This is a genomic window from Aquabacterium sp. (genome assembly GCF_035476535.1).
GTDB lineage: Bacteria > Pseudomonadota > Gammaproteobacteria > Burkholderiales > Burkholderiaceae_C > Pseudaquabacterium.
In genome coordinates this window covers 40,418-65,794 of the sequence record NZ_DATILJ010000141.1, presented here as the reverse complement: position 1 = coordinate 65,794, position 25,377 = coordinate 40,418, and the positions used below count along the sequence as shown (strand labels likewise).

The 25,377-nt window shown below is 66.5% G+C and carries 21 protein-coding genes; 12 read left to right on the top strand and 9 right to left on the bottom strand.

Annotation, left to right across the window (positions count from 1 at the left end; all coding sequences use genetic code 11):
* Positions 1-22: 22 nt before the first annotated feature.
* From VLK61_RS14170 to VLK61_RS14135, 8 genes are all read right to left on the bottom strand, one after another.
* Positions 23-838, bottom strand: coding sequence for an ABC transporter ATP-binding protein (locus VLK61_RS14170; protein WP_325422264.1), 816 nt, complete (start codon positions 836-838; stop codon positions 23-25).
* A gap of 68 nt (positions 839-906) precedes the next feature.
* Complete coding sequence (locus tag VLK61_RS14165; RefSeq protein WP_210826951.1) at positions 907-1,938, bottom strand: ABC transporter substrate-binding protein; 1,032 nt, start codon at positions 1,936-1,938, stop codon at positions 907-909.
* A gap of 239 nt (positions 1,939-2,177) precedes the next feature.
* Positions 2,178-3,659 (bottom strand): nucleobase:cation symporter-2 family protein, encoded by a 1,482-nt coding sequence (locus VLK61_RS14160; RefSeq protein WP_177136249.1) that lies wholly within the window; start codon positions 3,657-3,659, stop codon positions 2,178-2,180.
* A 219-nt stretch (positions 3,660-3,878) separates the two neighbouring features.
* Positions 3,879-6,176, bottom strand: coding sequence for an NADP-dependent malic enzyme (locus VLK61_RS14155; RefSeq protein ID WP_325422245.1), 2,298 nt, complete (start codon positions 6,174-6,176; stop codon positions 3,879-3,881).
* 91 nt (positions 6,177-6,267) lie between these two features.
* Positions 6,268-7,521, bottom strand: a complete 1,254-nt coding sequence (locus tag VLK61_RS14150; RefSeq protein ID WP_210826949.1) for a M20 family metallopeptidase — start codon at positions 7,519-7,521, stop codon at positions 6,268-6,270.
* A 7-nt stretch (positions 7,522-7,528) separates the two neighbouring features.
* Positions 7,529-9,313: a 2-oxo-4-hydroxy-4-carboxy-5-ureidoimidazoline decarboxylase gene (uraD, locus tag VLK61_RS14145; protein WP_325422242.1), complete on the bottom strand. Its 1,785-nt coding sequence runs from the start codon at positions 9,311-9,313 to the stop codon at positions 7,529-7,531.
* A gap of 6 nt (positions 9,314-9,319) precedes the next feature.
* On the bottom strand, positions 9,320-10,273 hold the full coding sequence (puuE, locus tag VLK61_RS14140) for an allantoinase PuuE (RefSeq protein WP_325422240.1): 954 nt from the start codon (positions 10,271-10,273) through the stop codon (positions 9,320-9,322).
* Entirely contained in the window at positions 10,270-10,938 is a 669-nt protein-coding gene (locus VLK61_RS14135) for a GntR family transcriptional regulator (protein WP_210826937.1), read from the bottom strand. Before VLK61_RS14135 ends, puuE begins: the two co-directional genes overlap by 4 nt.
* A 69-nt stretch (positions 10,939-11,007) precedes the next feature.
* Here VLK61_RS14135 and uraH point away from each other — a divergent pair, with 69 nt between their 5' ends.
* On the top strand, positions 11,008-11,361 hold the full coding sequence (gene uraH / locus VLK61_RS14130; protein WP_325422236.1) for a hydroxyisourate hydrolase: 354 nt from the start codon (positions 11,008-11,010) through the stop codon (positions 11,359-11,361).
* Between the two features lie 195 nt (positions 11,362-11,556).
* On the opposite strand, the gene VLK61_RS14125 is transcribed toward uraH, so the two are convergent.
* A complete protein-coding gene (locus tag VLK61_RS14125) occupies positions 11,557-12,114 on the bottom strand; it encodes a hypothetical protein (protein ID WP_325422234.1) in 558 nt (185 codons plus the stop codon).
* A 186-nt stretch (positions 12,115-12,300) separates the two neighbouring features.
* Between VLK61_RS14125 and xdhC the strand changes: the two genes are divergently transcribed.
* The 11 genes from xdhC (at position 12,301) to kdpE (ending at position 25,377) form a co-directional block, all read left to right on the top strand.
* Entirely contained in the window at positions 12,301-13,134 is an 834-nt protein-coding gene (gene xdhC / locus VLK61_RS14120) for a xanthine dehydrogenase accessory protein XdhC (RefSeq protein ID WP_325422232.1), read from the top strand.
* Positions 13,135-13,327: 193 nt separating this feature from the next.
* Positions 13,328-14,524 (top strand): urate hydroxylase PuuD, encoded by a 1,197-nt coding sequence (locus VLK61_RS14115; RefSeq protein ID WP_325422230.1) that lies wholly within the window; start codon positions 13,328-13,330, stop codon positions 14,522-14,524.
* 181 nt (positions 14,525-14,705) lie between these two features.
* Positions 14,706-15,812: an S-(hydroxymethyl)glutathione dehydrogenase/class III alcohol dehydrogenase gene (locus VLK61_RS14110; RefSeq protein WP_325422228.1), complete on the top strand. Its 1,107-nt coding sequence runs from the start codon at positions 14,706-14,708 to the stop codon at positions 15,810-15,812.
* 16 nt (positions 15,813-15,828) lie between these two features.
* Positions 15,829-16,857, top strand: a complete 1,029-nt coding sequence (locus tag VLK61_RS14105; RefSeq protein ID WP_325422226.1) for an isocitrate/isopropylmalate dehydrogenase family protein — start codon at positions 15,829-15,831, stop codon at positions 16,855-16,857.
* Positions 16,858-17,122: 265 nt separating this feature from the next.
* Positions 17,123-17,212 (top strand): K(+)-transporting ATPase subunit F, encoded by a 90-nt coding sequence (kdpF, locus tag VLK61_RS14100; RefSeq protein ID WP_325422224.1) that lies wholly within the window; start codon positions 17,123-17,125, stop codon positions 17,210-17,212.
* A complete protein-coding gene (gene kdpA / locus VLK61_RS14095; RefSeq protein WP_325422222.1) occupies positions 17,212-19,020 on the top strand; it encodes a potassium-transporting ATPase subunit KdpA in 1,809 nt (602 codons plus the stop codon). Before kdpF ends, kdpA begins: the two co-directional genes overlap by 1 nt.
* Before the next feature lie 40 nt (positions 19,021-19,060).
* Positions 19,061-21,145, top strand: a complete 2,085-nt coding sequence (gene kdpB, locus VLK61_RS14090; RefSeq protein WP_325422220.1) for a potassium-transporting ATPase subunit KdpB — start codon at positions 19,061-19,063, stop codon at positions 21,143-21,145.
* 12 nt (positions 21,146-21,157) lie between these two features.
* Positions 21,158-21,733, top strand: coding sequence for a potassium-transporting ATPase subunit KdpC (gene kdpC / locus VLK61_RS14085; RefSeq protein ID WP_325422218.1), 576 nt, complete (start codon positions 21,158-21,160; stop codon positions 21,731-21,733).
* Between the two features lie 40 nt (positions 21,734-21,773).
* Positions 21,774-21,914: a hypothetical protein gene (locus tag VLK61_RS14080; RefSeq protein ID WP_325422216.1), complete on the top strand. Its 141-nt coding sequence runs from the start codon at positions 21,774-21,776 to the stop codon at positions 21,912-21,914.
* Between the two features lie 41 nt (positions 21,915-21,955).
* Positions 21,956-24,682, top strand: coding sequence for a DUF4118 domain-containing protein (locus VLK61_RS14075; protein WP_325422214.1), 2,727 nt, complete (start codon positions 21,956-21,958; stop codon positions 24,680-24,682).
* Positions 24,682-25,377 (top strand): two-component system response regulator KdpE, encoded by a 696-nt coding sequence (gene kdpE / locus VLK61_RS14070; protein ID WP_325422212.1) that lies wholly within the window; start codon positions 24,682-24,684, stop codon positions 25,375-25,377. The genes VLK61_RS14075 and kdpE overlap by 1 nt, the downstream gene beginning before the upstream one ends.

The following is a 25,377-nucleotide window of genomic DNA, read 5'->3' as shown; positions in this document are numbered from 1 at the left end:
GCGAGCAAGCGATGGGGGTGGTTCAATTTTTTCGCATCGCCCCGATGTGGCCCCGCAACTCGTGGACGATGTTGGTGAACTGCGGTGTGTAGGTCACCTCCAGATCGCGCGTGCGCGGAATGTCGATCTCGCGCCTGACGACGAAGCGCCCCGGGCTTTTGCTCATGCAGTACACCGTGTCGGCGAGGAACACACTTTCGCGCAGGTCGTGCGTGACCAGGATGACGTTGAAGCGCTGCGCCTCCCACAGGTCGCGCAGCGTGCACCAGAGTTCTTCGCGCGTGAAGGCGTCGAGCGCGCCGAAGGGCTCGTCGAGCAACAGCATCTTGGGCTCGTGGATCAGGGCGCGGCAGATGCTGGCGCGTTGCTGCATGCCGCCCGAGAGCTCCCAGGGAAACTTCTTCTCCATGCCACCCAGGCCCACGGATTCCAGCAGCTTTTTCGCGCGTTCCTCGAATTCCTTGCGCCGGTCCTTGAACTGGCTGCGGAAAGGCTCGACGATCTCCAGCGGCAGCAGCACGTTGTCGAGCGTGGTGCGCCAGGGCAGCAGCGACGGCGCCTGAAAAGCCATGCCCGATATCTTGAGCGGACCGGTGACCTGCTGGCCGTCGATCAGGATCTTGCCCATGCTGGGCATCTTCAGCCCGGTGGTGAGCTTCATGAAGGTGGACTTGCCGCAGCCCGAAGGGCCGACGATGGCGATGAACTCGCCCTTTTTCACCTTGAGGTTGATGTCTTCAACCGCGAAGATGTTCTTGGCCAGCAGGTCGTCGTTGTAGGCGAGCCAGACCTGGTCGAAATCGACAAAGGGCTTGTCGGCGGTGGTGGCGTTGGACATGCGGGTTTCCGAAAAAAAGGCCAGCCGCTCCGCAGAGTGTCTGGCCCAGGTCCTGGTCTGGAAAGGGCCTATTTTTTGGCCGGCGGCAGCACGTTGAGTTCGGCGGCGCTGGGCAGCAGGCTGCCGTTCCACACCGCCTTGGGATCGACGCGGGTCTTGGTGCCGTAGGCATCCGACACCTGCGAGGCCATCAGCGAAAGCCGGCCAGGGTTGACCTGGCCGAAGCCCTCCTTGCGCGCGTCGGGGCTGGCCAGCACCGAGTCCACCGCCAGTTGCAGGCGGCGCGTTTCCAGCGCCACGTTGATGATGCCGTCGCGCTCCTTCACGGTGCCGATGGTGCCGGCTGGGTTGGCCATGACTTCCTTGGCGCCTTTGGCGAACGCGGTCAGGAAGGCTTTGATGGCGGCCGGGTTTTCCTTGATCAGCTTGGGGCTGGCGATGATGGCGTTGCCGTAGAGCTTCACGCCGTAGTCGGCGTAGGGCAGGATCACCACGTCTTCGGCCTTCACGCCGCGCGCTTCGAGGTTGAGCAGCGAGGTGAACGAAAAGCCGGTGATGGCGTCGATGTCACCACGCACCAGCATGGTTTCGCGCAGCGGCGGGTCCATCGAGGTCCAGGCCACGTTGCTCACGGCGTTGGCCTTCTGGAAGATCGGGAAGCCCTTGCGGCCAGCGTCGAACACCGGGGCACCGAGCTTCTTGCCGTTCAGGTCGGCGGGTTTGGTGATGCCGCTCTTCTTGAGCGCCAGCACGGCGGCGGGCGTGTTGTTGTAGACCATCATCACGGCCACCGGCTTGTTGGGCGCATCCGGGTTGTTGGCGTGGAACTCCATCAGCGCGGCCATGTCGGCGAAGCCCATGTCGTAGGTGCCCGAGGCCACGCGGGTGACGGTGCCACCCGAGCCGTTGCCCGAGTCGATGGTCACGTCCAGGCCGGCGGCCTTGAAATAGCCTTTGGCGGCGGGTTGCAGGAACAGCGCGGCCGGGCCTTCGAAGCGCCAGTCGAGCTGGAACTTGAGGGCGGTCTGGGCCTGGGCCGAGCCGAAAGCGGCCCAGGTGGCGAGGGCGGCGGCGGTCTGGATGAAGTGGCGCTTGTTCATGTTTTCTCCGTTGGAATGCGGTGGGGGCACGGGCAGGCAGCCCGTGCGCTCCAGCCAATGAGCAAAAACGATGCCAGCAGCGGTTGGGGCGATCAGGCGCACACAAAATGTGTATACAGATTTTTGGCCGCGCGACGCCCGGCGTCATCCTGACTAACCCTGAAATGGTGCATTCGCCCGCTCGTCTGCACCAAAACAAGAAGTGACTGCGCACAAAAAAAGGCCCCGTAGGGCCTTGCTCAATGTGCGTCGGCGTGTTTCGCCGCTTCGATCGCCGCCGAGGCGTCGCCCCGACCGCCGTTGAAATACAGGTTCAGCGCCACCGCCGAGATCGAGGCCAGCAGGATGCCGGACTCGATCAGCGGGTGGATCGCATGCGGCATCCACTGCTTGAAGTTGGGGGCAATCAACGGGATCATGCCGACGCCAATGGAGAGGGCGACGATGAAGAGGTTGTTGCGGTTGCTCTTGTAGTCCACGCCCGCGAGGATGCGGATGCCGGTGGCGGCGACCATGCCGAACATCACCAGACCCGCGCCACCCAGCACGAAGGTCGGCAGCGACTCCACCAGCGCCGCCATCTTGGGCAGCAGGCCGAGCACGATCAGGATCACGCCGCCGGCCACGCAGACGAAGCGGCTTTTCACGCCGGTCACGCCGACCAGGCCGACGTTCTGCGAGAAGCTGGTGTAGGGGAAGGTGTTGAAGATGCCGCCGATGAGCGTGCCCAGGCCGTCGGTGCGCAGGCCGGCGGTCAGCATCTTCTGGTCGATCTTCTTGCCGGTCAGGTCACCCAGCGCGAGGAACATGCCGGTGGACTCGATCATCACGACGATCATCACCAGGCTCATGGTCAGGATCAGGATGGGGTCGAACACCGGCGCGGCGATTTCGAACGGCAGCACGATGTCGAACCAGTTCGCCTTGGCCACTTTCTCGAATGTCATGAGACCGGCGGCGGTGGCGATCACGCCGCCGACGACGATGCCGAGCAACACCGAAATGTTGGCGACGAAGCCCTTGGCGAATCTGGCGATCAGCAGGATGGCCGCGAGCACGATGGCTGCGATGCCGATGTGCGAGAGCTGCGCGTATTTCGGGTTGGGCACGCTGCCCACGATGGCCAGGCCTTGCGGCATCGCGGGCACGGCGCCGGTGGTGGACGCCTGCTTCACACTCTCCAGCCAGGCCAGGTGTTCAGGGCTGGGAATGCTCGGCGCCGTGGGGCCGAAGGGGTTGCCGAAGATCCAGTTGATGCCGACGCGCATGAGGCTGATGCCGATCACCGCAATGATGGTGCCGGTGACCACGGGCGGGAAGAAGCGCAGCATGCGGCTGACGATGGGCGCGATCAGGATCGAGACCACCCCCGCGCCGATGATGGAGCCGAAGATGAGACCCGCGCCCTGCGTGCCCGGGTTGCTGTTGGCCATGGCCACCATCGGGGCGACCGAAGCGAAAGTCACACCCATCATCACCGGCAGCTTGATACCGAACCACTGCGTGGCCCCCAGCGACTGGATCAGCGTGACCAGGCCGCAGCAGAACAGGTCGGCCGAGATCAGCATCGCCACCTGCTCCGGGCTGAGCTTGAGCGCGCGGCCCACGATCAGCGGCACGGCCACCGCACCGGCGTACATCACCAGCACATGCTGCAGGCCGAGGGCGGTGAGTTTGCCGGCGGGCAGTCGTTCGTCAACCGGGTGAACAGAGGGGGTCATGGGCGGCTCCTGGGCGATGGGGCTGGGGGGATTCCTGCGATGTCCATGGTCGTTTTTGCGACTACATCGCATGCAAAACTGTATACAAATTATGTGTACATTCGGATGAAGATTGCACCGGGAAAACCCTTGCAAACACCGTGCCGCTGGTGACGAGATGAAAAAAATGGACGCCGAAGCGTCCATTTCATGGCGGGTGCCCGTTGCCGGGTGTTGCTGTCAGGCCTTGTGGCTCGCGGCGGCCAGGGCCGTCATGTTGAGCACGCGGCGCACGGTGGCGGCGGGTGTGAGGATGTAGGCCGTGGCTGCCGCGCCCATGAGCACCGGGCCCACGGTCACGCCGCCGCTGGTGGTGGTCTTGAGCACGTTGTAGAGGATGTTGGCCGAATCCAGGTTGGGGCAGATCAGCAGGTTGGCCGAACCGGTGAGCGTGGTCTGCGCGTCGTAGCTGCGGCGGATTTCTTCCTGCAGTGCGGCGTCGCCGTGCAGTTCACCATCGCATTCGATCCCGGGGTGCTGCGCCACGAAGAGGTCGCGCGCGGCGCGCATCTTCTTGGCCGAAGCCCGCTTGCTGGAGCCGAAGCTCGAATGTGAGAGGAAGGCGACCTTGGGCGGGATGCCGAAGCGCTGCACCTGCTGCGCGGCCATCCAGGCGATCTCGGCCAGCTGTTCGGCGCTCGGGTCTTCGTTGACGTAGGTGTCGGAGATGAAGATCGGGCCGCGCTCGGTCATGAGGGCGTTGACGGCGGCGTAGTTGCTCACGCCGGGTTGCTTGCCCAGGATCGCGTCGATGCGCTCCAGGTTGGTGTTGTAGCTGCCCACCAGGCCGCAGATGAGGGCATCCGCATCGCCCAGCGACACCATCAGCGAGCCGATGATGGTGTTGGATCGGCGAACGGCGGCCTTGGCCACCTCGGGCGTGGCGCCGTTGCGCGCCATGAGCTTGTGGTAGTGCTCCCAGTACTGGCGGAAGCGCGGGTCGTCTTCGGGGTTGGTGTTCTGCACGTCCACGCCCAGGCGCATGCGCAGGCCGGCTTTGGCGATGCGCGCGGCGATCACGGCGGGCCGGCCGATCAGGATTGGTACCGCCAATTGATCATCGATCGCCATCTGGGCGGCGCGCAGCGCGCGCTCGTCTTCACCGTCAGCGAAGGCCACGCGCTTTTTGGCTGCCGGCAACGCCTTGGCGGCGTTGAAAATGGGCCGCATCAGGATGCCGGTCTGGTAGACGAAACGACCCAGGCTCTCCTTGTAGGCCTCCATGTCGGTGATGGGGCGCGTGGCCACGCCGGAGTCGGCCGCGGCTTGCGCCACGGCGGGCGCGATCTTGAGGATCAGGCGCGTGTCAAAGGCCTTGGGGATGATGTAGTCGGGGCCGAACACCAGCTCCTGCCCGGCGTAGGCGGCGGCCACTTCGTCACTGATCTCGCTCTTGGTCAGGTCCGCGATCTGGCGCACGCAGGCCATCTTCATTTCTTCCGTGATCTTGGTCGCGCCACAATCGAGCGCGCCACGGAAAATGTAGGGGAAACACAGGACGTTGTTGACCTGGTTGGGGTAGTCCGAACGGCCGGTGGCGATGATGCAATCGGGCCGCGCGGCCTTGGCGATCTCGGGCCGGATCTCGGGCTCCGGATTGGCCAGCGCCAGGATGATGGGCTGCGTGCCCATGCTTTTCACCATGTCGGCGTCCACCACACCCGCGGCGGAGCAGCCGAGGAACACGTCGGCGCCGTTCATGGCGTCGGCCAGGGTGCGGGCGTTGGTGTTGCGGCAGTAGCGCTGTTTGGACTCGTCGAGTTTGCCGGCCAGCGCGTCGGCGCGCTCGGTGTGGATCACGCCCTTGGAATCGCAGACCAGGATGTTCTCGATGTTCACGCCGAGGTTGACCATCAGGTCGAGGCAGGCGATGGCCGCGGCGCCGGCGCCGGACACCGCCATCTTCACTTGGCCGATGTCCTTGCCGACCAGTTCGAGGCCGTTGATCAGCGCCGAGCTGGAGATGATGGCGGTGCCGTGCTGGTCGTCGTGGAAGACCGGGATCTTCATGCGCTCGCGCAGCTTCTTCTCGATGTAGAAGCACTCGGGTGCCTTGATGTCTTCGAGGTTCACGCCGCCCAGCGTGGGCTCCAGCGCCGCGATGATGTCGACCAGCTTGTCCGGGTCGCGCTCGGCCAGCTCGATGTCGAACACGTCGATGCCGGCGAATTTCTTGAACAGGCAGCCCTTGCCTTCCATCACCGGCTTGCTCGCCAGCGGGCCGATGTCGCCCAGGCCCAGCACGGCGGTGCCGTTGGTGATCACGCCGACCAGGTTGCCGCGCGCGGTGTACTCGGAAGCCAGGGACGGGTCGGCCTCGATGGCCAGGCAGGGGTAGGCCACACCGGGCGAATACGCCAGCGACAGGTCGCGCTGGTTGGACAGTGGTTTGGTCGGCGTGACGGAAATCTTGCCCTTGCCGGGCGAGCGGTGGTATTCGAACGCGGCGTCGCGCAGGGCTTGTTCAGCGGGGGTCATGTTGTCTCCAGAATCGGGCCGCCCGGCGTGGACGGGCGGTCATTGTGGCACGCAGTCGGCCAGCCATCTGCTGGGACATTCCACAGGTGGCTCAGGCGGCCTGCAACACATCCAGCAGGGTGCGGGCAACCACTTTGGTGGCGCGCCGCAGGTCTTCCAGCACCAGGTTCTCGTCGGCGCGTTTGGCATTCGACTCGCGCACCGTGCGCGGGCCGGCGCCGTAGATCACGCCCGGGATACCGTGTTCGCCGTAGATGCGCACATCGGTGTAGAGCGGTGTGCCCACCGCCGGAATGGTTTCGCCGAAGATCGCCTGGCCGTGTTTCTGGATCGCTTCGACCAGGGGCTGGTTGCCGGGCAGGGGTTTGAGCGCGCGCGCCAGCAGGATGCGTTTCACGTCCACGCTGATCGCGCGTCCGCCACGCGGCGGGTTGAAGCTGGCGGCGGCCTCCGCAATGGTGCGGCGCAGGGCGGCTTCCACCTCGGCCGGGTCTTCCTCGGGGATCATGCGGCGGTCCACCTTGAGCACGACCTTGCCGGGGATCACGTTGGTGTTGGTGCCGCCGCTGATCTGGCCCACGTTGAGGTAGGGGTGGGTGATGCCTTCGACGCTGGACGTGATCTTCAGGTAGTCGGCGTTGAGTGCGTACAGCGCGTTGAGGATGTGCACCGCGCCCTGCAGCGCGTCGGTGCCGCTGTCGGGAATGGCGGCGTGCGCCATGTCGCCGTGCACCGTCACTTCCAGCTGCAGGCAGCCGTTGTGCGCCACCACCACCTGGTAGCTGAAGCCGGCGGCGATCATCAGGTCGGGTTTCGTCAGGCCCTTCTTCAGCAGCCAGTCCGGGCCGACTTCACCACCGTATTCCTCGTCGTAGGTCACGTGCAGTTCGACACCGCCCTTGAGCGGCGCACCCAGCGATTCCAGCGCGCGGATCGCGAAGGTGAAGTTGGCGATGTCGCACTTGCTGACCGCGGTGGCGCGGCCGTAGATCTTGCCGTCCACGATCTCGCCGCCGTAGGGGTCGTGGGTCCAGCCTTCACCTGGCGGCACCACGTCGCCATGCGCGTTGAGGGCGATGGTCTTGCCGCCGTCGCCAAAGCGGCGGCGCACGATCAGGTTGGTGATGGTCTCCAGGCCCGCGGCCTTCACCTCGGCTTCGGGCACGGCGTGCTTTTCGGCGGTCAGGCCCATGGCGGCCAGCAGCTCGGCCGTGCGCTCGGCGTGCGGTGCGTTGTTGCCCGGCGGCGTGTCGGTGGGCACGCGAATGAGTTCCTGCAGGAACTGCACTTCCTCGTCGAAGTGGGCGTCGATCCAGGCGTCGAGTTGTTGTTGTGGGGTGGTCATGGGTGGTTCAACCTTGGTGTTCGGTGGCGAGTTGTTTCAGCAGGTGCGCGAAGGCGCGCACGCACAGGTCCATGTCGTCGCTGGTGGTGGATTCGAGCGGGTTGTGGCTGATGCCGCTGTTGAGACCGCGCACGAACAGCATGGCTTGCGGCATCACTTCGTGCAGCTTCATGGCGTCGTGACCGGCGCCGCTGGGCAGGCGGTGCAGCGGCACGCCGAGCGCGTTCACGGCCGCTTCCCAGCGCGCCTGCCAGGCGGGGGCGCTGGGCGCGGCGGCGGCACGCATGGTTTCTTCCAGGGTGTGGCGCACGCCGCGACGTTCGCAGATGGCCTGCAACTGCGTCAGCACGTCGCGCGCCAGGGCGTCGCGCTGCGAGTCGCTCGGCGCGCGCAGGTCGAGGCTGAAGCTGCAGCGGCCCGGCACCACGTTGATGGAGCCGTTGGGCACCTGCAGCATGCCGATGGTGGCGACCGAGTCGCCGTCGGCCGCGGCGCGCTGTTCGGCGTAAAGCGCCAGCTCGGCCACGGCGCAGGCGGCGTCGCGGCGGCGGTCCATGGGCGTGGTGCCGGCGTGGCTGGCCATGCCGATCACCTCACCGAGGTAACGCACGCTGGCGTTGATGGAGGTGACGATGCCCAGCGGCAGGTCGAGTTCGCACAGCACCGGACCCTGCTCGATGTGCACCTCGACAAAGCCGAGGTATTTCGATGGGTCGCGTTGCAGCGCGGTGATGGCTTCCAGCGTCGCGGGCAGGCCGGCGTGTTGCATGGCCGCGCGCATGGTGATGCCGTCGGCATCCTGCTGGTCGAGCCAGGCGGGGTTGAAGTGGCCGGTGAGCGCGCCCGAACCGAGGAAGGTGGCTTTGTAGCGCTGGCCTTCTTCTTCGGCAAAGCCCACCACCTCGATGGCGAACGGCAGGCGCTTGCCCGCCTGCTTCAACTGCTGCACGCAGGCCATGGGGACGAAGATGCCGAGGCGGCCGTCGTATTGGCCGCCGTTGCGCACGGTGTCGTAGTGGCTGCCGGTGAGCAAGCTGGGCGCATCGGGCGAGGTGCCGTGGTAACGGCCCACCACATTGCCCACCGCGTCGATGTGCGCTTCGTCAAAGCCCAGCGCCAGCATCTGCTGATGCAGCTGCGCCGCACAAGCCCGGTGTGCAACCGTCAGGTAGGTCACGGTGAGCTGGCCGAGTTCGGCGTAGCCCGGGTCGGTGTGGCGTGCCAGGTCTTCATGCCAGTCCCAGACCGCGTTGCCCAAGTTCGGCTCGAAGCCGAACTTGTCGTTCAGCCGGAGCTCGGCGATGCGGTGGATGTTGCGCAGGCACTCGGCGCGCTCGAAGTCCACCGGGTTGTGCAGGCGGCGCTCAAAGGTAGCGATGATGTCCGCCTTGCTCAGGCCGGTGCCGCGCGGGCCGCGCACCGCGAGGATGAACGGGAAACCGTGTTTCGCGTTGTAGTCGGCGTTGAGCCGCTGGATGCGCGCGAACTCCTCGGGCGTGCAGTGGGTCAGGCCCGCTTTCGACTGCTCGTTGGTGGACTCGGCTGTCAGGGTTTTGCTGACCATCGCCTTGCCCGCGAGCTCGGGGTGGGCGCGGATCAGGGCGAGCTGTGGTTCCACGCCGGCCTCATCCAGCACGCGCACCATGGCGTGTTTCAGTGCAGCCAGCGAGGCGAACGGGCGCTGTTGCAGCGCGGCCTCGGCGATCCAGGGCGAGTGTTCGTAGAGGCCATCGAGCATCGTCGCGGCTTCGGCCAGCGGCGCGGCGTTGAGTTGGTCCAGGGTGATGGGCATGGCGGTTCAGGCTGTGTGAAGGGGGTGCGTGGCCTTCCAGTGCCGCGCGATGTCCAGACGGCGTGCCACCCACACCTGGTCGTGCGACTGGATGTGGTCCAGGAAGCGTTGCAGCGCGGTGATGCGGCCCGGTCGGCCGAGCAGGCGGCAGTGCATGCCGATGCTCATCATCTTGGGGCGGTCCAGGCCATTCGGGTCGCCCTCGGCGTAGAGCGCGTCGAAGCTGTCCTTCATGTACTGGAAGAACGGGTCGGCGTGCGAATAACCCTGGGGCAGGGCGAAGCGCATGTCGTTGCAGTCCAGCGTGTAGGGCACGATGAGCTGGTGCGCATCGCTGCCGTCGCTCTTGCGGACCTTCATCCAGAACGGCAGGTCTTCGCCGTAGTAGTCGCTGTCGTATTCGAAGCCACCGAAGTCGGCCACGAGGCGGCGGGTGTTGGGGCTGTCGCGGCCGGTGTACCAGCCCAGCGGGCGCTCGCCCGTGAGGCGCTGAATGATCGCCATCGCCTCGGCCATGTGGGCGCGCTCGGTGGCCTCGTCGATGGCCTGGTAGTGGATCCACTTGAGGCCGTGGCAGGCGATGTCGTAGCCGAGTTCCTGGAAGGCCGCGGTCAGCTCGGGGTGTTTTTCCAGCGCGGTGGCGACGCCAAACACGGTCAGCGGCATGCCGCGCTTCTCGAACTCGCGCAGCAGCCGCCACACACCCGCGCGTGAGCCGTATTCGTAAATGCCTTCCATGCTGATGTGTCGGTCCGGGAACGAGGCCGGGTTGAACATCTCGGACAGGAACTGCTCCGAGCCTGCGTCGCCGTGCAACACACAGTTCTCGCCGCCTTCTTCGTAGTTCAGCACGAACTGCACGGCGATGCGCGCGCCATTCGGCCAGCGCGCATGGGGCACGTCCCGGCCATAGCCGACCAGGTCGCGGGGGTAGGGCAGGGTGGAGTCGTAGACAGTCATGAGGAGAGCGCCAGGGAGATGTCGTTGCTCGGGAGCTTGCGGTCGAAGGTCAGGTTTTCTTCCACATGCATCAGGTGTTCGTTCATTAGCCGAACGGCGGTTTCTTCGTCTTTGGCGGCGAGGGCCTTGACGATGGCGACATGTTCTTCGTTGGAGTGTTCGGCCGCGTTGGTGCTCTGGTACATCAGCGTGATGAGGGCGCAGCGTGAGATCAGCTCGCGCAAGAGTTCGGCCAGCACCTGGTTGCCCATGAGTTCGGCCAAACGCACGTGGAAGTCGCCCAGCAGTTCGGTGCGGCCCGGTACATCCTGGTTGTCCACGGCCCGTTTTTCCTGCGCCACGTGTTCGCGCAAGGCCTTGATCTTGCTTGGCGTGACCTGGCGCACGAAGGCGCGCGTCATTTCGGTCTCCAGCATGCGGCGCACGGCGAACACCTGTTTGGCTTCCTCGACAGAGGGCGCCGCCACAAAGGCGCCGCGCGCGGGCTCCAGGCGGATCAGGCGGTTTTGCGAGAGCTGGAACAGCGCCTGGCGCACCAGTGTGCGTGAGACGCCAAAGTGGTCCGCGAGTTTCTGCTCGGCCAGTTTGGTGCCCGGATGCAACCGGTGCTCCACGATGGCCTTGGTGAGGGACTCGACGATCTGGCGCGTGCTGGAGGTTTCCATGCGGTCATCATATCCAGAAAAACAAAAAGTGTATACACTTTCAGTCGACTGCAATTGAAAGGATCTGCGATGGGTTTGAGTACACACGTTCTGGACACCATGCATGGCTGTCCGGCCGCCGGCATGGCCGTGGAGCTTTACACCACCGAGGGCGAGCAGGCCACGCTGGTCAAGCGTTTCGAACTCAACGCCGACGGCCGCAACCCCGATGGCCCGCTCTACGACAACGCCAGTCTCAAGGTAGGCACCTACCGGCTGGTGTTTGATGTGAAGGGGTATTTCGCGGCCAGGGGCGTGGTGCTGCCCGAGCCCAATTTCCTCAACCGCGTGGCGCTGGACTTCGGCGTGGCCCACACCAGCGAGCACTACCACGTGCCGCTGCTGGTGAGTCCGTGGAGTTATTCCACATACAGAGGGAGCTGACCCCCCCCGCGCCGCTTCGCGTCACCCCCCAAGGGGGGCGGCACTGGCCGTCCGGCAAAGCCGGCCCGGCGGTGCCCTGGGACAAACTCCCCCTCCGGCGCTGCGTGTCTTCACCCAGAACGCGGCGGAACCGGCTTTGCCGGGCCGCACCGCGTTGCCCCCTTGAGGGGGTCGCGCGCAGCGCGGCGGGGGTGTTTATTTACTCCTTTGCCCTTCGGTCAGCGTATCGAGCTGGAAGTTGCCGCTCTTGTCCCACAGCCAGACGTCGGTGTAGATCACGCTGCCCAGCTGTACGGGTGCCGGAAACGGGGCCGCTTCGTGCACGGTGCGTTCGATCTCGCGCACCACGTCGGGGGCATGGGAGGGGGCACGCATCCAGTTCAGGCGCCGCACGTTGCCGCGGTTGTCCAGATCCACCTGCAGCACGCCGACGGCGTGCATCAGCGGCGGCAGCTGGCCCTTGAAGATGCGGTGGGCGTTTTTCCCGTAGATGTGGCGGGCGCCGTCCTGGCGGTAGGCGCGGGGATTGTCCGCCTGCGACACCAGACTCGGGGGCAATTCGGATGAGGGCGCCGGCAAGGCTATGGGTTCGACGGCCGGTGGTGTTGTGGGGGGTGCTGTCACTGGCGACGCGCAGGCGGCCAGCAGGGCAGCGGCGCACAATGCGAGCGATCCCCAGACGCTGCGCAGGCGGCTGGAGTCGGCTGGTGAGGGGCCGACCGGTCCCGGGTGGGCGGGGGTGGTGATGTTCATGGTGCCAGGTCTCCTGATGCGAGGTCCGCGCGGGCTGCCAGCGGGGTGGCGATGGCGGGCTCATACGGGCAATCTGATGAAGTGTATGTGTCTTTCGCCTGGGCGTGTTTGCTGGTCGCGGTGATACTTCGCAGCAGGCTCCGGCGTTACGTATTCACACAGTTTCTGTAGGCAAACGCACCACACATGACCCCCGATCTCGATGGTTTTTTGCGGCATCTGACCCAGGCCCCGGCGGTGCTGGTCAGCGTGTCGGAGACGCGCGGCTCGGTGCCGCGCGAGCGCGGCGCCTGGATGGCGGTGTTTGCCGACACGCTGGTGGGCACGATCGGTGGCGGCCAGCTCGAATGGAGCGCCGTTCGCCAGGCGCGCGAACGGCTGGCACTGCCCGGCGACCGACCGGGAGGCGGCGCATGGGAGCACGAGGTGGCCCTGGGGCCCAGCCTGGGGCAGTGTTGTGGTGGTCGCGTGCGCCTGCGGTTCGAGCCGGTCCAGGCGGCGGACCGTGACACCCTGCGCCAGCGCCTGAGCCCCCGGCTGACGCCGCTGGCCCTGTTCGGTGGCGGGCACGTGGGGCGGGCCATCGTGCAGGCGCTGGCGCCCTTGCCCTTTGAGGTGACCTGGATCGACAGCCGCGACGAGGTGTTTCCCGGCGATCTGCCGCCGCAGGTGCACGCGGAACATTCCGACCCGGTGCAGGCGGCTGTGGGCGACCTCGCTCCGGGTTCGTTGGTGCTGATCATGAGCTTTTCACACGCCGAAGACCTCGACATCGTGGCGGCTTGTCTGCAGCGCCAGCGCACCACGGCCGACCTGCCGTTCGTGGGCCTGATCGGCAGCCACACCAAGTGGGCCACCTTCCGGCACCGCCTGGCCGAACGTGGCTTCGGCGATGCCGAGCTGGCCCGGGTCACCTGTCCGATCGGGCTGCCGGGCATCACCGGCAAGGAGCCCGCCGTGATCGCGGCCTCGGTTGTGGCGCAGTTGTTGCTAGTCCGGTCCGGGGCCGCCAAGGGCTGAAACGAGGCGGGATCTGCGGGTTATCACGCAGTCGACTGTTTCCAAAAAGTGTATACACTTTGGTGGTCTGGTCGCAGCGGAGCGGGCGTCGTTCAACAGCATCGACGCTCAAACGCGGCCCTCAGTCGGCTCAGAGCGCCCGCGGTGGTGAGTCGCAAACCCTGACGGGTGTCCGTCGTCGTGTTGAGGTGCCATGGAAACTTATCTGCTCGATTGGGCCAACCTGCTGTTGCGCTGGCTGCACGTCATCGTCGCCATCGCCTGGATCGGCTCCTCCTTCTATTTCGTCTTCCTCGACAGCAGCCTCACGCCACCCGAAGACGAGCAGCTGAAAAAAGACGGTGTCAGCGGCGAGCTCTGGGCGCTGCACGGTGGCGGTTTCTACCACCCTGTCAAGTTCTCGGGCGCGCCGCCCAAGCTGCCCGAGCACCTGCACTGGTTCTACTGGGAGAGTTATTCCACCTGGCTCTCGGGCTTTGCGCTGTTCCTCATTTCGTACTTGTGGAGCCCCAGCGTCTACCTGATTGACCCCAGCATCATGCAGTGGAGCCCGGCCGGCGCGATCGCCGCGGCGCTGGCGTTCCTGGTGGTGTTCTGGCTGCTCTACGACGCCATCTGCCGCACGCTGGGCCAGACCGACAACGGCGACGCCAAGGTCGGTGCGCTGGTGCTGGTGCTGGTGTGCATTGCGGCCTACGCCGCCACGCAGATGTTTGCCGGCCGTGCGGCCTTCCTGCTGATGGGCGCCATGCTCGCCACCTCGATGAGCGCCAACGTGTTCTTCTGGATCATCCCCGGCCAGCGCACCGTGGTGGCCGACATCAAAGCCGGCCGCCCTGTGGACCCGATCCACGGCAAACGCGGCAAGCAGCGCAGCGTGCACAACACCTACTTCACGCTGCCGGTGCTGTTCGCCATGCTGAGCAACCACTACAGCTTCACCTACGCCAACGAGCACAACTGGTTGATCCTCATCGGCATGATGTTCGCGGGCGCGGCCATCCGCCAGTTCTTCGTCATGCGCCACGGCTTCAAGCTCGGCCGCAACGCCCATCCCTGGCCCTACGCGGCCGTGGGCGTGGTGGCCTTGCTCGCGCTCATTGTCTGGCTCAAGCCCGCGCCGGTGGCTGCGGTGGCGACTCCTGAAACGGTGGGCTACGCCCAGCTCAAGCCGGTGATCGAGCAGCGCTGCGTGATGTGCCACGGCGAAGCCCTGCAGTCCAAGGGGGTGCGCCTGGACCAGCCAGCCGCCGTCAAGCAGCACGCGCAGATGATCTACCAGCAGGTGGTGCTCATGAAGGCCATGCCCATGAACAACGCCACCGGCCTGACCGACGCAGAGCGTGCCCTGTTTGCGCAGTGGTTCATGGACGGCGCACGGACCGATTGACCCCCCTGCAGCGCTTCGCGCTACCCCCCCAGGGGGGCAACACCTGCGGCCTGGCGAAGCCAGATCCGCGGTGTTCTGGGTTCCAGGCATGTCGCTCCGGAAACGCCAGCGGGTGGTGAGCATGGGCTTTCTTGTTCTGCGGTAACCTCGGTGCCGCCGTCACAACACCACCCCCAACACCATGAAAACCAAAGCCGCCGTCGCCTGGAAAGCAGGCCAGCCCCTGACCATCGAAACCGTCGATCTCGAAGGTCCGAAATTCGGTGAAGTGCTGGTCGAGATCAAGGCCACCGGCATCTGCCACACCGACTACTACACGCTCTCGGGTGCCGATCCCGAAGGCATCTTCCCAGCCATCCTTGGGCATGAGGGCGCGGGCATCGTGGTGGACGTGGGCCCGGGCGTGACCTCGCTCAAGAAGGGCGACCACGTCATCCCGCTCTACACGCCCGAATGCCGCCAGTGCAAGTTCTGCCTGAGCCGCAAGACCAACCTCTGCCAGCTGATCCGTGGCACGCAGGGCAAGGGCCTGATGCCCGACGCCACCAGCCGTTTCAGCCTGGACGGTCAGCCCATCTTTCACTACATGGGCACCAGCACCTTCAGCAACTACACCGTGGCGGCTGAAATTTCGCTGGCCAAGATCCGCGAAGACGCGCCCTTCGACAAGGTCTGCTACATCGGCTGCGGCGTCACCACCGGCATCGGCGCGGTGATCTTCACCGCCAAGGTGGAAGCCGGTGCCAACGTGGTGGTGTTCGGCCTCGGCGGCATCGGCCTGAACGTGATCCAGGGCGCGAAGATGGTGGGCGCCGACAAGATCATCGGTGTCGACCTGAACCCCGCGCGCGAAGCCATGGCGCGCAAGTTCGGCATGACGCACTTCATCAACCCCAAGGACCACGCCAACGTCGTTGACGCCATTGTGCAACTCACCGACGGCGGCGCCGACTACAGCTTCGAATGCATCGGCAACACCAAGGTGATGCGCGACGCGCTGGAGTGCACCCACAAAGGCTGGGGCCGCAGCATCATCATCGGCGTGGCCGAGGCCGGCGCGGAAATTGCGACACGTCCGTTCCAGCTGGTGACCGGCCGCAAGTGGGAGGGCTCGGCCTTCGGCGGCGCGCGCGGCCGCACCGATGTGCCGAAGATCGTCGACTGGTACATGGACGGCAAGCTCAACATCGACGACCTGATCACCCACACGCTGAAGCTGGAGCAGATCAACGAAGGTTTTGATTTGATGAAGCGGGGCGAATCGATCCGCTCCGTGGTGGTGTACTGAAAGAGGCAATCCCGACATGACAACCCGCATTCCCGCCACGCTGATCCCCGGCGACGGCATCGGCCCCGAAATCATGGACGCCACGCTGGCGGTGCTGGACGCACTGGGCGCGCCATTCGACTGGGACCGCCAGATCGCCGGACTCGAAGGCGTGACGATCGCCAACGACCCATTGCCGCCGGCCACGCTGGACAGCATCCGCCGCACGCGGCTGGCACTGAAGGGCCCGCTGGAAACGCCCTCGGGCGGTGGCTACCGCAGCTCCAACGTGCGGCTGCGCGAAGAGTTCAAGCTCTATGCCAACCTGCGCCCGGCGCTGACCATCGTGCCCGGCGGCCGCTACGACAAGATCGACCTGGTGGTGGTGCGCGAAAACCTCGAAGGCCTGTACATCGGCCACGAGCATTTCGTGCAGATCGACGACGACCCGCACGCCGTGGCCATGGCCACCGGCATCAACACGCGGGCCGGCTGCCGCCACATCCTGGACTACGCCTTCCAGCACGCCATCGGCACTGGCCGCAAGAAGGTGACCATCGTGCACAAGGCCAACATCATGAAGGCGCTCACGGGCATCTTCAAGGAAACGGCCGAACAGCTCTACGAAGAGAAGTACAAGGGCCAGATCGCGATGGACAGCATCATCGTCGACGCCTGTGCGATGAAGCTGGTGCTGAACCCGTGGCAGTTCGACGTGCTGGTCACGACCAATTTGTTCGGCGACATCCTCTCCGACCTGGTGGCCGGCCTGGTCGGTGGCCTGGGCATGGCGCCGGGCGCCAACATCGGCGCCGATGCAGCGATCTTCGAAGCGGTGCATGGCTCGGCGCCGGACATCGCCGGCAAAGGCATCGCCAACCCCACCGCGCTGCTGCTGGCCGCCGCGATGATGCTGGACCACTGCAAGCTGAACGACATGGCGACCCAACTGCGCCAGGCGATCGACGCGACGCTGAACGTCGACAACATCCGCACCGGCGACCTGGGCGGCAAGGCCGGCACCGCGGAGTACACGCGGGCGCTGGTGGCGCGCATCACCGGCTGAGCCCGCGATCGGCATCGCGCCGATCGGCACCTCCTGGGCGGGGTATTCACAGTACCGGCGCTGCGCTCGCAGCGCTGTCTTTATGCCGTCTTGATGCCGGCCCCCCGAATCTCTACACCGACTTGATGCCCGGATCCCTACGCTTGCGGGATTCTGAGCAGACATCTGAGGGATTCATGGACGTCGTCTTTCTGTCCGCCGCCGCGCTCTTGCTCGCGGCCATCGTGGGCATGGTGATCGGCTGCGACACGCTGGGGGTGCGCAAATGACCTGGCTCTATTGGCTCGCAGGATCGGCCTCGCTGGGCTTGCTGGTGTATCTCGTCTACGCCCTGTTGCGGGCGGAGGAATTCTGATGAACACCCACGCATGGATGCTGCTGCTCGCCTACCTGAGCGCCCTGCTCTTGCTGGCCTGGCCGCTCGGCAAATGGCTGGTGTTGGTGGCCGAGGGCCGGTTCCCTCGCTGGATGGCGCCCTTCCAGGCCGCCGAACGGGGCTTGTACCGCCTGGCCGGAGTCGACCCCGAAGCCGGCATGGGCTGGCGCCAGTACGCCATCGCGCTCGTCGCCTTCAACTTCCTGGGCGTGATCGCGGTTTATGCGCTGCAGCGCTTGCAAGGCGTTCTGCCCTTGAATCCCCAGGGCATGGCCGGCGTGAGCGCCGATTCTTCGTTCAACACTGCCATCAGTTTCGTCAGCAACACCAACTGGCAGGGCTATGTCGGTGAAGCCACGATGAGCTACCTGACGCAGATGCTGGCGCTGACGGTGCAGAACTTCTTTTCCGCGGCCATCGGCATCGTGGTGGTCATCGCGCTGGTCCGCGGCTTCGTCGCCCGTTCGTCGGCGTCGATCGGCAACTTCTGGGTCGACCTGACCCGCGTGACAGCCTATGTGCTGCTGCCGCTGTCACTGGTCTTCGCGGTGTTCCTGGTCAGCCAGGGCGTGATCCAGAACTTCTCGCCCTACAAGGAGGTCACGACACTCGAAGTCACCGCCTACCAGCAGGCCAGGAACGGACCTGACGGCCAGCCGCTGAAGGACGCCCAGGGCGCGCCGGTGTTGGAGGACCTGAAGGCCGACAAGCAGACGCTGGCGATGGGCCCGGTGGCTTCGCAGGAGGCGATCAAGATGCTGGGCACCAATGGCGGCGGCTTCTTCAATGCCAACTCCGCGCATCCGTACGAGAACCCGAGCGCGCTGACCAACTTCCTGCAGATGCTGTCGATCTTCCTGATTCCGGCGGCGCTGGTGTTCATGTTCGGCAGCCTGGTCGGCGATGCGCGCCAGGGCTGGGCAGTGCTGGCGGCGATGACGGCGATCTTCGTCGTCTCGGTCATCGTCGTGACGGCGCAAGAGCAACAAGGCAACCCGTTGCTGGCGCAACTGGGCGCCGATCAGAGCGTCAGCGCCAGCCAGCCCGGCGGCAACATGGAAGGCAAGGAGGCACGCTTCGGCATTGCGGCCAGCGGGCTGTTTGCCGCCATCACCACCGCCGCTTCGTGCGGCGCGGTGAACGCCATGCACGATTCCTTCACGCCGATGGGCGGCGCCGTGCCGCTGGTGCTGATGCAACTGGGCGAAGTGGTCTTCGGCGGCGTCGGCACGGGTCTGTACAGCATGCTGATCTTCGCCATCCTGGCCGTCTTCATCGCCGGGTTGATGATCGGCCGCACACCCGAATACCTGGGCAAGAAGATCGAGACCTACGAGATGAAGATGACGTCGATCGCCATTCTCGTGACGCCGATCCTGGTGCTCGCCGGTACCGCCGTGGCTGTGCTGGCCGATGTCGGCAAGGCCGGCATCGCCAACCCGAGCGCGCACGGCTTCTCGGAGATCCTCTACGCATTCACCTCGGCGGGCAACAACAACGGCAGCGCCTTTGCCGGCTTGTCGGCCAACACGCCGTTCTACAACACGCTGCTGGCCATCGCGATGTGGTTCGGCCGTTTCGGCGTCATCGTGCCGGTGCTGGCCATTGCGGGTTCGCTGGCGTCGAAGAAGCGCATGGCCGTCACAGCAGGCACCCTGCCCACGCACGGCCCGCTGTTCGTGACGCTGCTGATCGGCACCGTGCTGCTGGTCGGCCTGCTGAACTACGTGCCCGCGCTGGCCCTGGGGCCGGTGGTCGAGCACATCATGTTGTGGTACCCGAAATGAGCGGCCACGGGCTGCGGCGCCACAACACCAGGACAACACCATGACAACTTCAAACTCGTTCTCGCTGCTCGACCCGGCGCTGGTCAAGCCCGCCATCGCATCCGCATTCGGCAAGCTGAGTCCGCGCGTGCAGTGGCGCAACCCGGTGATGTTCGTCGTCTACGTCGGCAGCATCATCACCACCATCCTCTGGGTCCAGGCCCTGGGCGGCAAAGGCGAAGCGCCGCAGGGCTTCATCCTGGCCATCGCGTTGTGGCTGTGGTTCACGGTGCTGTTCGCCAACTTCGCCGAAGCCATGGCCGAGGGCCGCAGCCAGGCCCAGGCGTCTTCGCTGCGCGGCATGAAGCGCAAGACCATCGCCAAGAAGCTGGAGCAGCCCCGGCATGGTTCGTCGTGGCATCCGCAGGAGGCCGATGAGTTGCGCAAGGGCGCGGTGGTGCTGGTCGAGGCCGGCGACGTGATTCCGCTCGACGGCGAGGTCATCGAAGGCGTGGCCTCGGTGGACGAAAGCGCCATCACCGGCGAATCGGCGCCAGTGATCCGCGAATCCGGCGGCGACTTCGCATCGGTCACCGGCGGCACGCGTGTGCTGTCCGACTGGCTGGTGGTGCGCATCAACGTCAACCCCGGCGAGTCCTTCCTCGACCGCATGATCGCGATGGTCGAAGGCGCCAAACGCCAGAAGACGCCGAACGAAATCGCGCTGACCATCCTGCTGGTGGCGCTGACCATCGTCTTCCTGGTGGTGACGGTGACACTGCTGCCGTACTCGATCTTCAGCGTCGAAGCCGCCAAGCTGGGCACGCCGGTGACCGTCACCGCGCTGATCGCCTTGCTGGTGTGCCTGATCCCCACCACCATCGGCGCGCTGCTGTCGGCCATCGGCGTGGCGGGCATGAGCCGCATGATGGCGGCCAATGTCATCGCCACCTCCGGACGCGCGGTGGAAGCCGCCGGCGACGTCGACGTGCTGTTGCTCGACAAGACGGGCACCATCACGCTGGGCAACCGCCAGGCCGCGGCCTTCGTGCCCGCGAAAGGCGTCACCGAGCAGCAGCTGGCCGATGCCGCGCAGTTCGCATCGATGGCCGATGAAACACCGGAAGGCCGCAGCATCACGGTGCTGGCCAAGCAGAAGTTCAACCTGCGCGAGCGTGAGCTGTCGACCCACAAGACGAGCTTCGTGCCGTTCACCGCGCAGACCCGCATGAGCGGTGTCGACATCGAAGGCGTCGACGGCAGTGTGCGCAGGCTGCGCAAGGGCGCCGGCGAGGCGATCAAAAAGCATGTCGAAGCGCTGGGCGGCAGCTTTCCGGCCGACGTGCAGGCGGCCACCGACGATGTGGCGCGCAAGGGCAGCACGCCGCTGGTGGTGTGCGACGGCGGCCGCGTACTCGGCGTGGTAGAGCTGAAGGACATCGTCAAGGGCGGCATCAAGGAGCGCTTTGCCGAACTGCGCCGCATGGGCATCAAGACGGTGATGATCACCGGCGACAACCGGCTCACCGCCGCGGCCATCGCCGCCGAAGCCGGCGTCGACGACTTCCTGGCCGAAGCCACGCCCGAGGCCAAGCTGAAGATGATCCGCGACTACCAGGCCGACGGCCGGCTGGTGGCGATGACCGGCGACGGCACCAACGACGCCCCGGCCCTCGCGCAGGCCGACGTGGCGGTGGCGATGAACACCGGCACCCAGGCAGCCAAGGAAGCCGGCAACATGGTCGACCTGGACAGCAACCCGACCAAGCTGCTGGAGATCGTCGAGACCGGCAAGCAACTGCTGATGACGCGCGGCTCGCTGACCACCTTCTCGATCGCCAACGACGTGGCGAAGTACTTCGCCATCATCCCGGCGATGTTCGTCACCACCTATCCGCAGCTCGGCGCGCTGAACGTGATGGGCCTGGCCAGCCCGTCGTCGGCAATCCTGTCGGCGGTGATCTTCAACGCGCTGGTCATCGTCTTCCTGATCCCGCTGGCGCTCAAGGGCGTCAAGTACCGCGCCATCGGCGCGGCCGCGCTGCTGCGCCGCAATGTCCTGATCTACGGCGTCGGCGGCCTGATCGTGCCCTTCATCGGCATCAAGGCGATCGACCTGCTGCTGAGCGCCGTGCACCTTGTCTGAAAGAGAAACAACATGAGTTCAACCATTCGCCCGGCCCTGGTCTGCTTTGCGGTGCTCACCGCGCTGACCGGCGCCGTCTACCCGCTCGTCGTCACCGGCATAGTCCAGGCGGCGTTTCCCGAGCAAGCCGCGGGCAGCCTGATCCTGCGTGACGGCAAGCCGGTCGGCTCGTCGCTGATCGGGCAGAACTTCAGCGACCCGAAGTACATCTGGGGCCGCCCGTCGGCCACCGCGCCAATGCCCAACAACGCCAGCGCATCGAGCGGCTCCAACCAGGGCCCGCTGAACCCGGCGCTGGCCGATGCCGTGAAGGGGCGCATCGCAGCCTTGCGGGCCGCGGACCCCGGCAATGCGGCGCCGGTGCCGGTGGACCTGGTCACCGCGTCGGCCAGCGGGCTCGACCCGCACCTCAGCGTCGCCGGGGCGTTGTACCAGGCCGCGCGGGTGGCCCAGGCGCGCAAGCTGCCCCTGCCCCAGGTTCAGCAGTTGATCGACCGGCACACCGAAGGCCGCCTGTTCGGCCTGCTCGGCGAGCCGCGCGTCAACGTGCTGCAACTCAACCTCGCGCTTGACGCGGCCCGCGGCTGAACCCAGGGCGGCTGGCGCGCCATTGCACTCAGACCATCGCATGGTCTCATCCGACCTCTGGGGCGCGCTGTTGGCGCTGATCGCCATCCTGGCCCCGCTGTGGCTGGCCTGGCTGCTGCTGGGCTGGAGTGAACGGCGCAAACTTCCGCGCCCGGGTCCAGGCGAGCAGCGCAAGCCCTGAGTTCGTCGGCACGCGCCGACCGTGACAATCCCTGCAAAGCGATGAGCGACGACCAACGCCCTGACCCCGACGCGCTGCTGGCCCAGATCCACCAGGACGAGCAGCGCGAGGCGCGTGGCCGCCTGCGCATCTACTTCGGCTCGTCGGCCGGCGTCGGCAAGACCTACGCCATGCTGGTGGCGGCGCGCAAGTTGGTGGCCGATGGCGTGGACGTGCTGGCCGGCGTCGTCGAGACCCATGGCCGCGGCGAGACCGCGGCGCTGCTGGAAGGGCTGCCGGTGCTGCCGCCCGCGCACATCGACTACCGCGGCAAGCGGCTGGCCGAGTTCGACCTCGACGGCGCGCTGGCCCGCAAGCCCGGGCTGATCCTGGTCGACGAGCTGGCCCATTCCAACGTCGCCGGCTCGCGCCACCCGAAGCGCTGGCAGGACGTGGAAGAACTGCTGGCGGCCGGCATCGACGTCTACAGCACGCTCAATGTGCAGCACCTGGAGAGCCTGAACGATGTGGTCGGCGGCATCACCGGCATCGTGGTGCACGAGACCCTGCCCGACACCTTCTTCGACCGCGCCGACGAGGTGGTGCTGGTCGACACGCCGGCCGATGAGCTGATCGAGCGGCTGGCCGCCGGCAAGGTCTACATGCCGGCGCAGGCCGAGCGCGCGGCGAAGAACTTCTTTCGCAAGGGCAACCTGATGGCCCTGCGCGAACTGGCGCTGCGCCGCACCGCCGACCGCGTCGAAGACGACGTGCAGGCCTACCGCATCGAGCGCCGGGTCGCCCAGGTCTGGAAGACCGAGGGCGCGCTGCTGTGCTGCATCGGTCCGCGGCCCGGTGCCGATCACGTGGTGCGCAGCACGGCCCAGCTGGCGCGGCAACTGGCCGTCACCTGGCATGCGGTGTACGTGGAAACGCCGGCACTGCAGCGTCTGGACGGCGGCCGGCGCGAAGGCATTCTGCAGACCGTCAAGCTGGCCCAGGACCTGGGCGCCAGCACCGCCGTGCTGCCGGCCCAGAACATCGCGCAGGCCCTGGTCGCCCACGCGCGGCAGCACAACCTGTCGAAGCTGGTGCTCGGCCCTGGCCGGCGGGCGCCGGCCTGGTCGGCGGGGTGGCCGCGCCGCACACTCGGGCAGGCCATTGGCGCACTGGCGCCGGACATCGACCGCATCGAAGTCGGCCAGTCACAACGCTCGCGGCCGGTCGCCGCGCCGCGCTCGTCGGCCACCGACGATGGCGCCGGCACCGGCGCACAGGCCCGCCGCTACCTGCTGGCCAGCGCTGCCTGTGCCGGCACGACGCTGTTGACGCACTTTCTGGTGCCTTACTTCGACCTGGCCAACATCGTGATGGTGTTTCTGCTGGCCGTCGTCGGCGTGGCCGTCTGGCTGGGCCGCGGGCCGGCCGTGCTGGCGGCCTTCCTGAACGTCGCGGCCTTCGACTTCTTCTTCGTCGCGCCGCACCTGTCATTCGCGGTGGCCGATGCGCAGTACCTGCTGACCTTCGCGGTGATGCTGGTGGTCGGCCTGGTCACCGGGCAGCTGACGGCGGGGCTGCGCTTCCAGGCCCACGTGGCAACACATCGCGAGGCCCGCTCAAGAGCCCTGTTCGAGGCTGCGCGCGACCTGTCGAACATGCTGACCAACGAGCAGGCGATCGAAGTGGCGCAGGCCGTCATCTCGCGCGAATTTCACGCCAAGGTCGTGATCTACGTGCTCGATGCCAGCGACCGGCTGCAGGCGCCGAAGACCGACGCCGACGGGCTGGATTTCGGCACCGCGCAGTGGACGCTGGACCACAACCAGGCCGCCGGCCTGGGCACCGACACACTCGCCGGCAGCGCCTGGCTGTACCTGCCGCTGAAGGCCACCATGCGCTCGCGCGGTGTGCTGGCAGTGCAGCCCGAAGAGCCGCGCTTCCTGCTCGTGCCCGAGCAGCGCCAGCAGCTGGAGACCTTCGCCGCCCTGACCGCGATGGCGCTGGAGCGTGTGCACTACATCGAGGTGGCCCAAAGCGCCACGGTGCAGATGGAGTCCGAGCGGCTGCGCAACTCGCTGCTGGCCGCACTGTCGCACGACCTGCGCACGCCGCTGGCGGCGCTGGTCGGCATGGCCGAGACGCTGGCCGCCAGCCAGCCGGCGCTCAGCAGCCCACAGCAAGCCCTGGCGACCGCCATCAGCGAGAAGTCGCTGCGCATGACCGACATGGTCACCAACCTGCTCGACATGGCGCGCATCCAGAGCGGCGAGATCCGGCTGCGGGTGGAGTGGCAGTCGATTGAAGAAATCATCGGCAGCGCGGTGAAGTCGGCCCACGGTGCCTTGGGCGCGCGGCCCTTGAGCGTGCGCATCGAACCCGATGTTCCGCTGATCGAATGCGACGCGGTGCTGATCGAACGTGTGCTGGCCAACCTGCTCGAAAACGCCGGCAAGTACACGCCGGACCGCACGCCGGTGGCGATCCTGGTGCGCCCGGTGGACGATGAGCTGCAGGTCAGCGTGCGCGACCACGGCCCCGGCGTGGCCAAGGGCCAGGAAGAGGCGATCTTCGAGAAGTTCACCCGCGGCAACACCGAATCGGCCACGCCCGGGGTCGGCCTGGGCCTGGCGATCTGCAAGGCCATCGTCGACGCACACCGCGGCCGCATCTGGGTCGAACCGACACCACCCCACGGCGCGACCTTCACCTTCAGCCTGCCGCAGGGCACGCCGCCGACCATCGACCTGGCCGAAGACGCCAGCGCCATCGTCAACCTTCATAACCCCTGATGTCCACGCCCACGCCCGTCGTCCTGGTGCTCGAAGACGAGCGCGAGATTCGCCACTTCGTGCGCAGCTCGCTCGAGGCCGAAGGCTGGCAGGTGCATGAGGCCGGCACCGTCAAGCAAGGGCTGGTGGAAGCCGGCACGCGGCGGCCCGACTTGATCATCGCCGACCTCGGCTTGCCCGACGGCGACGGCGTGGACTTCATCCGCGAAGTGCGGACCTGGTCCGCGGTGCCGATCATCGTGCTGTCGGCGCGCACCCACGAGGATGAAAAGGTTGCCGCGCTGGATGCCGGCGCCGACGATTTCATCACCAAGCCCTTCGGCATCAACGAGTTGCTGGCGCGCACGCGGGCCAGCCTGCGGCGCATGCGGGTCGGCAAGGCGCCGGCGGAGGCGGTGTTTCGCTTCGGCGACGTCGAGCTCGACCTGGCAGCGCGCATCGTGAAGAAGCGCGGCGTCGAGGTCCACCTGACACCCATCGAGTACCGCCTGCTCGGCGTGCTGGTGGCCAATGCGGGCCGGGTTCTGACGCACCCGTACCTGCTGCGCGAAGTGTGGGGCCCCGGCCACTCGCAAAGCACGCACTACCTGCGCGTGTACATGGGCAACCTGCGCCAGAAGCTCGAGGACGACTCGGCGCAGCCCCGGCACATCGTGACCGAGACGGGTGTGGGCTACCGGCTGCTCGCCGATTGA

Excerpts from the sequence above, each read along its gene's own strand:
- VLK61_RS14170 (WP_325422264.1), bottom strand. The coding sequence starts at position 838 with ATGTCCAACGCCACCACCGCCGACAAGCCCTTTGTCGATTTCGACCAG.
- VLK61_RS14165 (WP_210826951.1), bottom strand. The coding sequence starts at position 1,938 with ATGAACAAGCGCCACTTCATCCAGACCGCCGCCGCCCTCGCCACCTGG.
- VLK61_RS14160 (WP_177136249.1), bottom strand. The coding sequence starts at position 3,659 with ATGACCCCCTCTGTTCACCCGGTTGACGAACGACTGCCCGCCGGCAAA.
- VLK61_RS14155 (WP_325422245.1), bottom strand. The coding sequence starts at position 6,176 with ATGACCCCCGCTGAACAAGCCCTGCGCGACGCCGCGTTCGAATACCAC.
- VLK61_RS14150 (WP_210826949.1), bottom strand. The coding sequence starts at position 7,521 with ATGACCACCCCACAACAACAACTCGACGCCTGGATCGACGCCCACTTC.
- uraD (WP_325422242.1), bottom strand. The coding sequence starts at position 9,313 with ATGCCCATCACCCTGGACCAACTCAACGCCGCGCCGCTGGCCGAAGCC.
- puuE (WP_325422240.1), bottom strand. The coding sequence starts at position 10,273 with ATGACTGTCTACGACTCCACCCTGCCCTACCCCCGCGACCTGGTCGGC.
- VLK61_RS14135 (WP_210826937.1), bottom strand. The coding sequence starts at position 10,938 with ATGGAAACCTCCAGCACGCGCCAGATCGTCGAGTCCCTCACCAAGGCC.
- uraH (WP_325422236.1), top strand. The coding sequence starts at position 11,008 with ATGGGTTTGAGTACACACGTTCTGGACACCATGCATGGCTGTCCGGCC.
- VLK61_RS14125 (WP_325422234.1), bottom strand. The coding sequence starts at position 12,114 with ATGAACATCACCACCCCCGCCCACCCGGGACCGGTCGGCCCCTCACCA.
- xdhC (WP_325422232.1), top strand. The coding sequence starts at position 12,301 with ATGACCCCCGATCTCGATGGTTTTTTGCGGCATCTGACCCAGGCCCCG.
- VLK61_RS14115 (WP_325422230.1), top strand. The coding sequence starts at position 13,328 with ATGGAAACTTATCTGCTCGATTGGGCCAACCTGCTGTTGCGCTGGCTG.
- VLK61_RS14110 (WP_325422228.1), top strand. The coding sequence starts at position 14,706 with ATGAAAACCAAAGCCGCCGTCGCCTGGAAAGCAGGCCAGCCCCTGACC.
- VLK61_RS14105 (WP_325422226.1), top strand. The coding sequence starts at position 15,829 with ATGACAACCCGCATTCCCGCCACGCTGATCCCCGGCGACGGCATCGGC.
- kdpF (WP_325422224.1), top strand. The coding sequence starts at position 17,123 with ATGACCTGGCTCTATTGGCTCGCAGGATCGGCCTCGCTGGGCTTGCTG.
- kdpA (WP_325422222.1), top strand. The coding sequence starts at position 17,212 with ATGAACACCCACGCATGGATGCTGCTGCTCGCCTACCTGAGCGCCCTG.
- kdpB (WP_325422220.1), top strand. The coding sequence starts at position 19,061 with ATGACAACTTCAAACTCGTTCTCGCTGCTCGACCCGGCGCTGGTCAAG.
- kdpC (WP_325422218.1), top strand. The coding sequence starts at position 21,158 with ATGAGTTCAACCATTCGCCCGGCCCTGGTCTGCTTTGCGGTGCTCACC.
- VLK61_RS14080 (WP_325422216.1), top strand. The coding sequence starts at position 21,774 with ATGGTCTCATCCGACCTCTGGGGCGCGCTGTTGGCGCTGATCGCCATC.
- VLK61_RS14075 (WP_325422214.1), top strand. The coding sequence starts at position 21,956 with ATGAGCGACGACCAACGCCCTGACCCCGACGCGCTGCTGGCCCAGATC.
- kdpE (WP_325422212.1), top strand. The coding sequence starts at position 24,682 with ATGTCCACGCCCACGCCCGTCGTCCTGGTGCTCGAAGACGAGCGCGAG.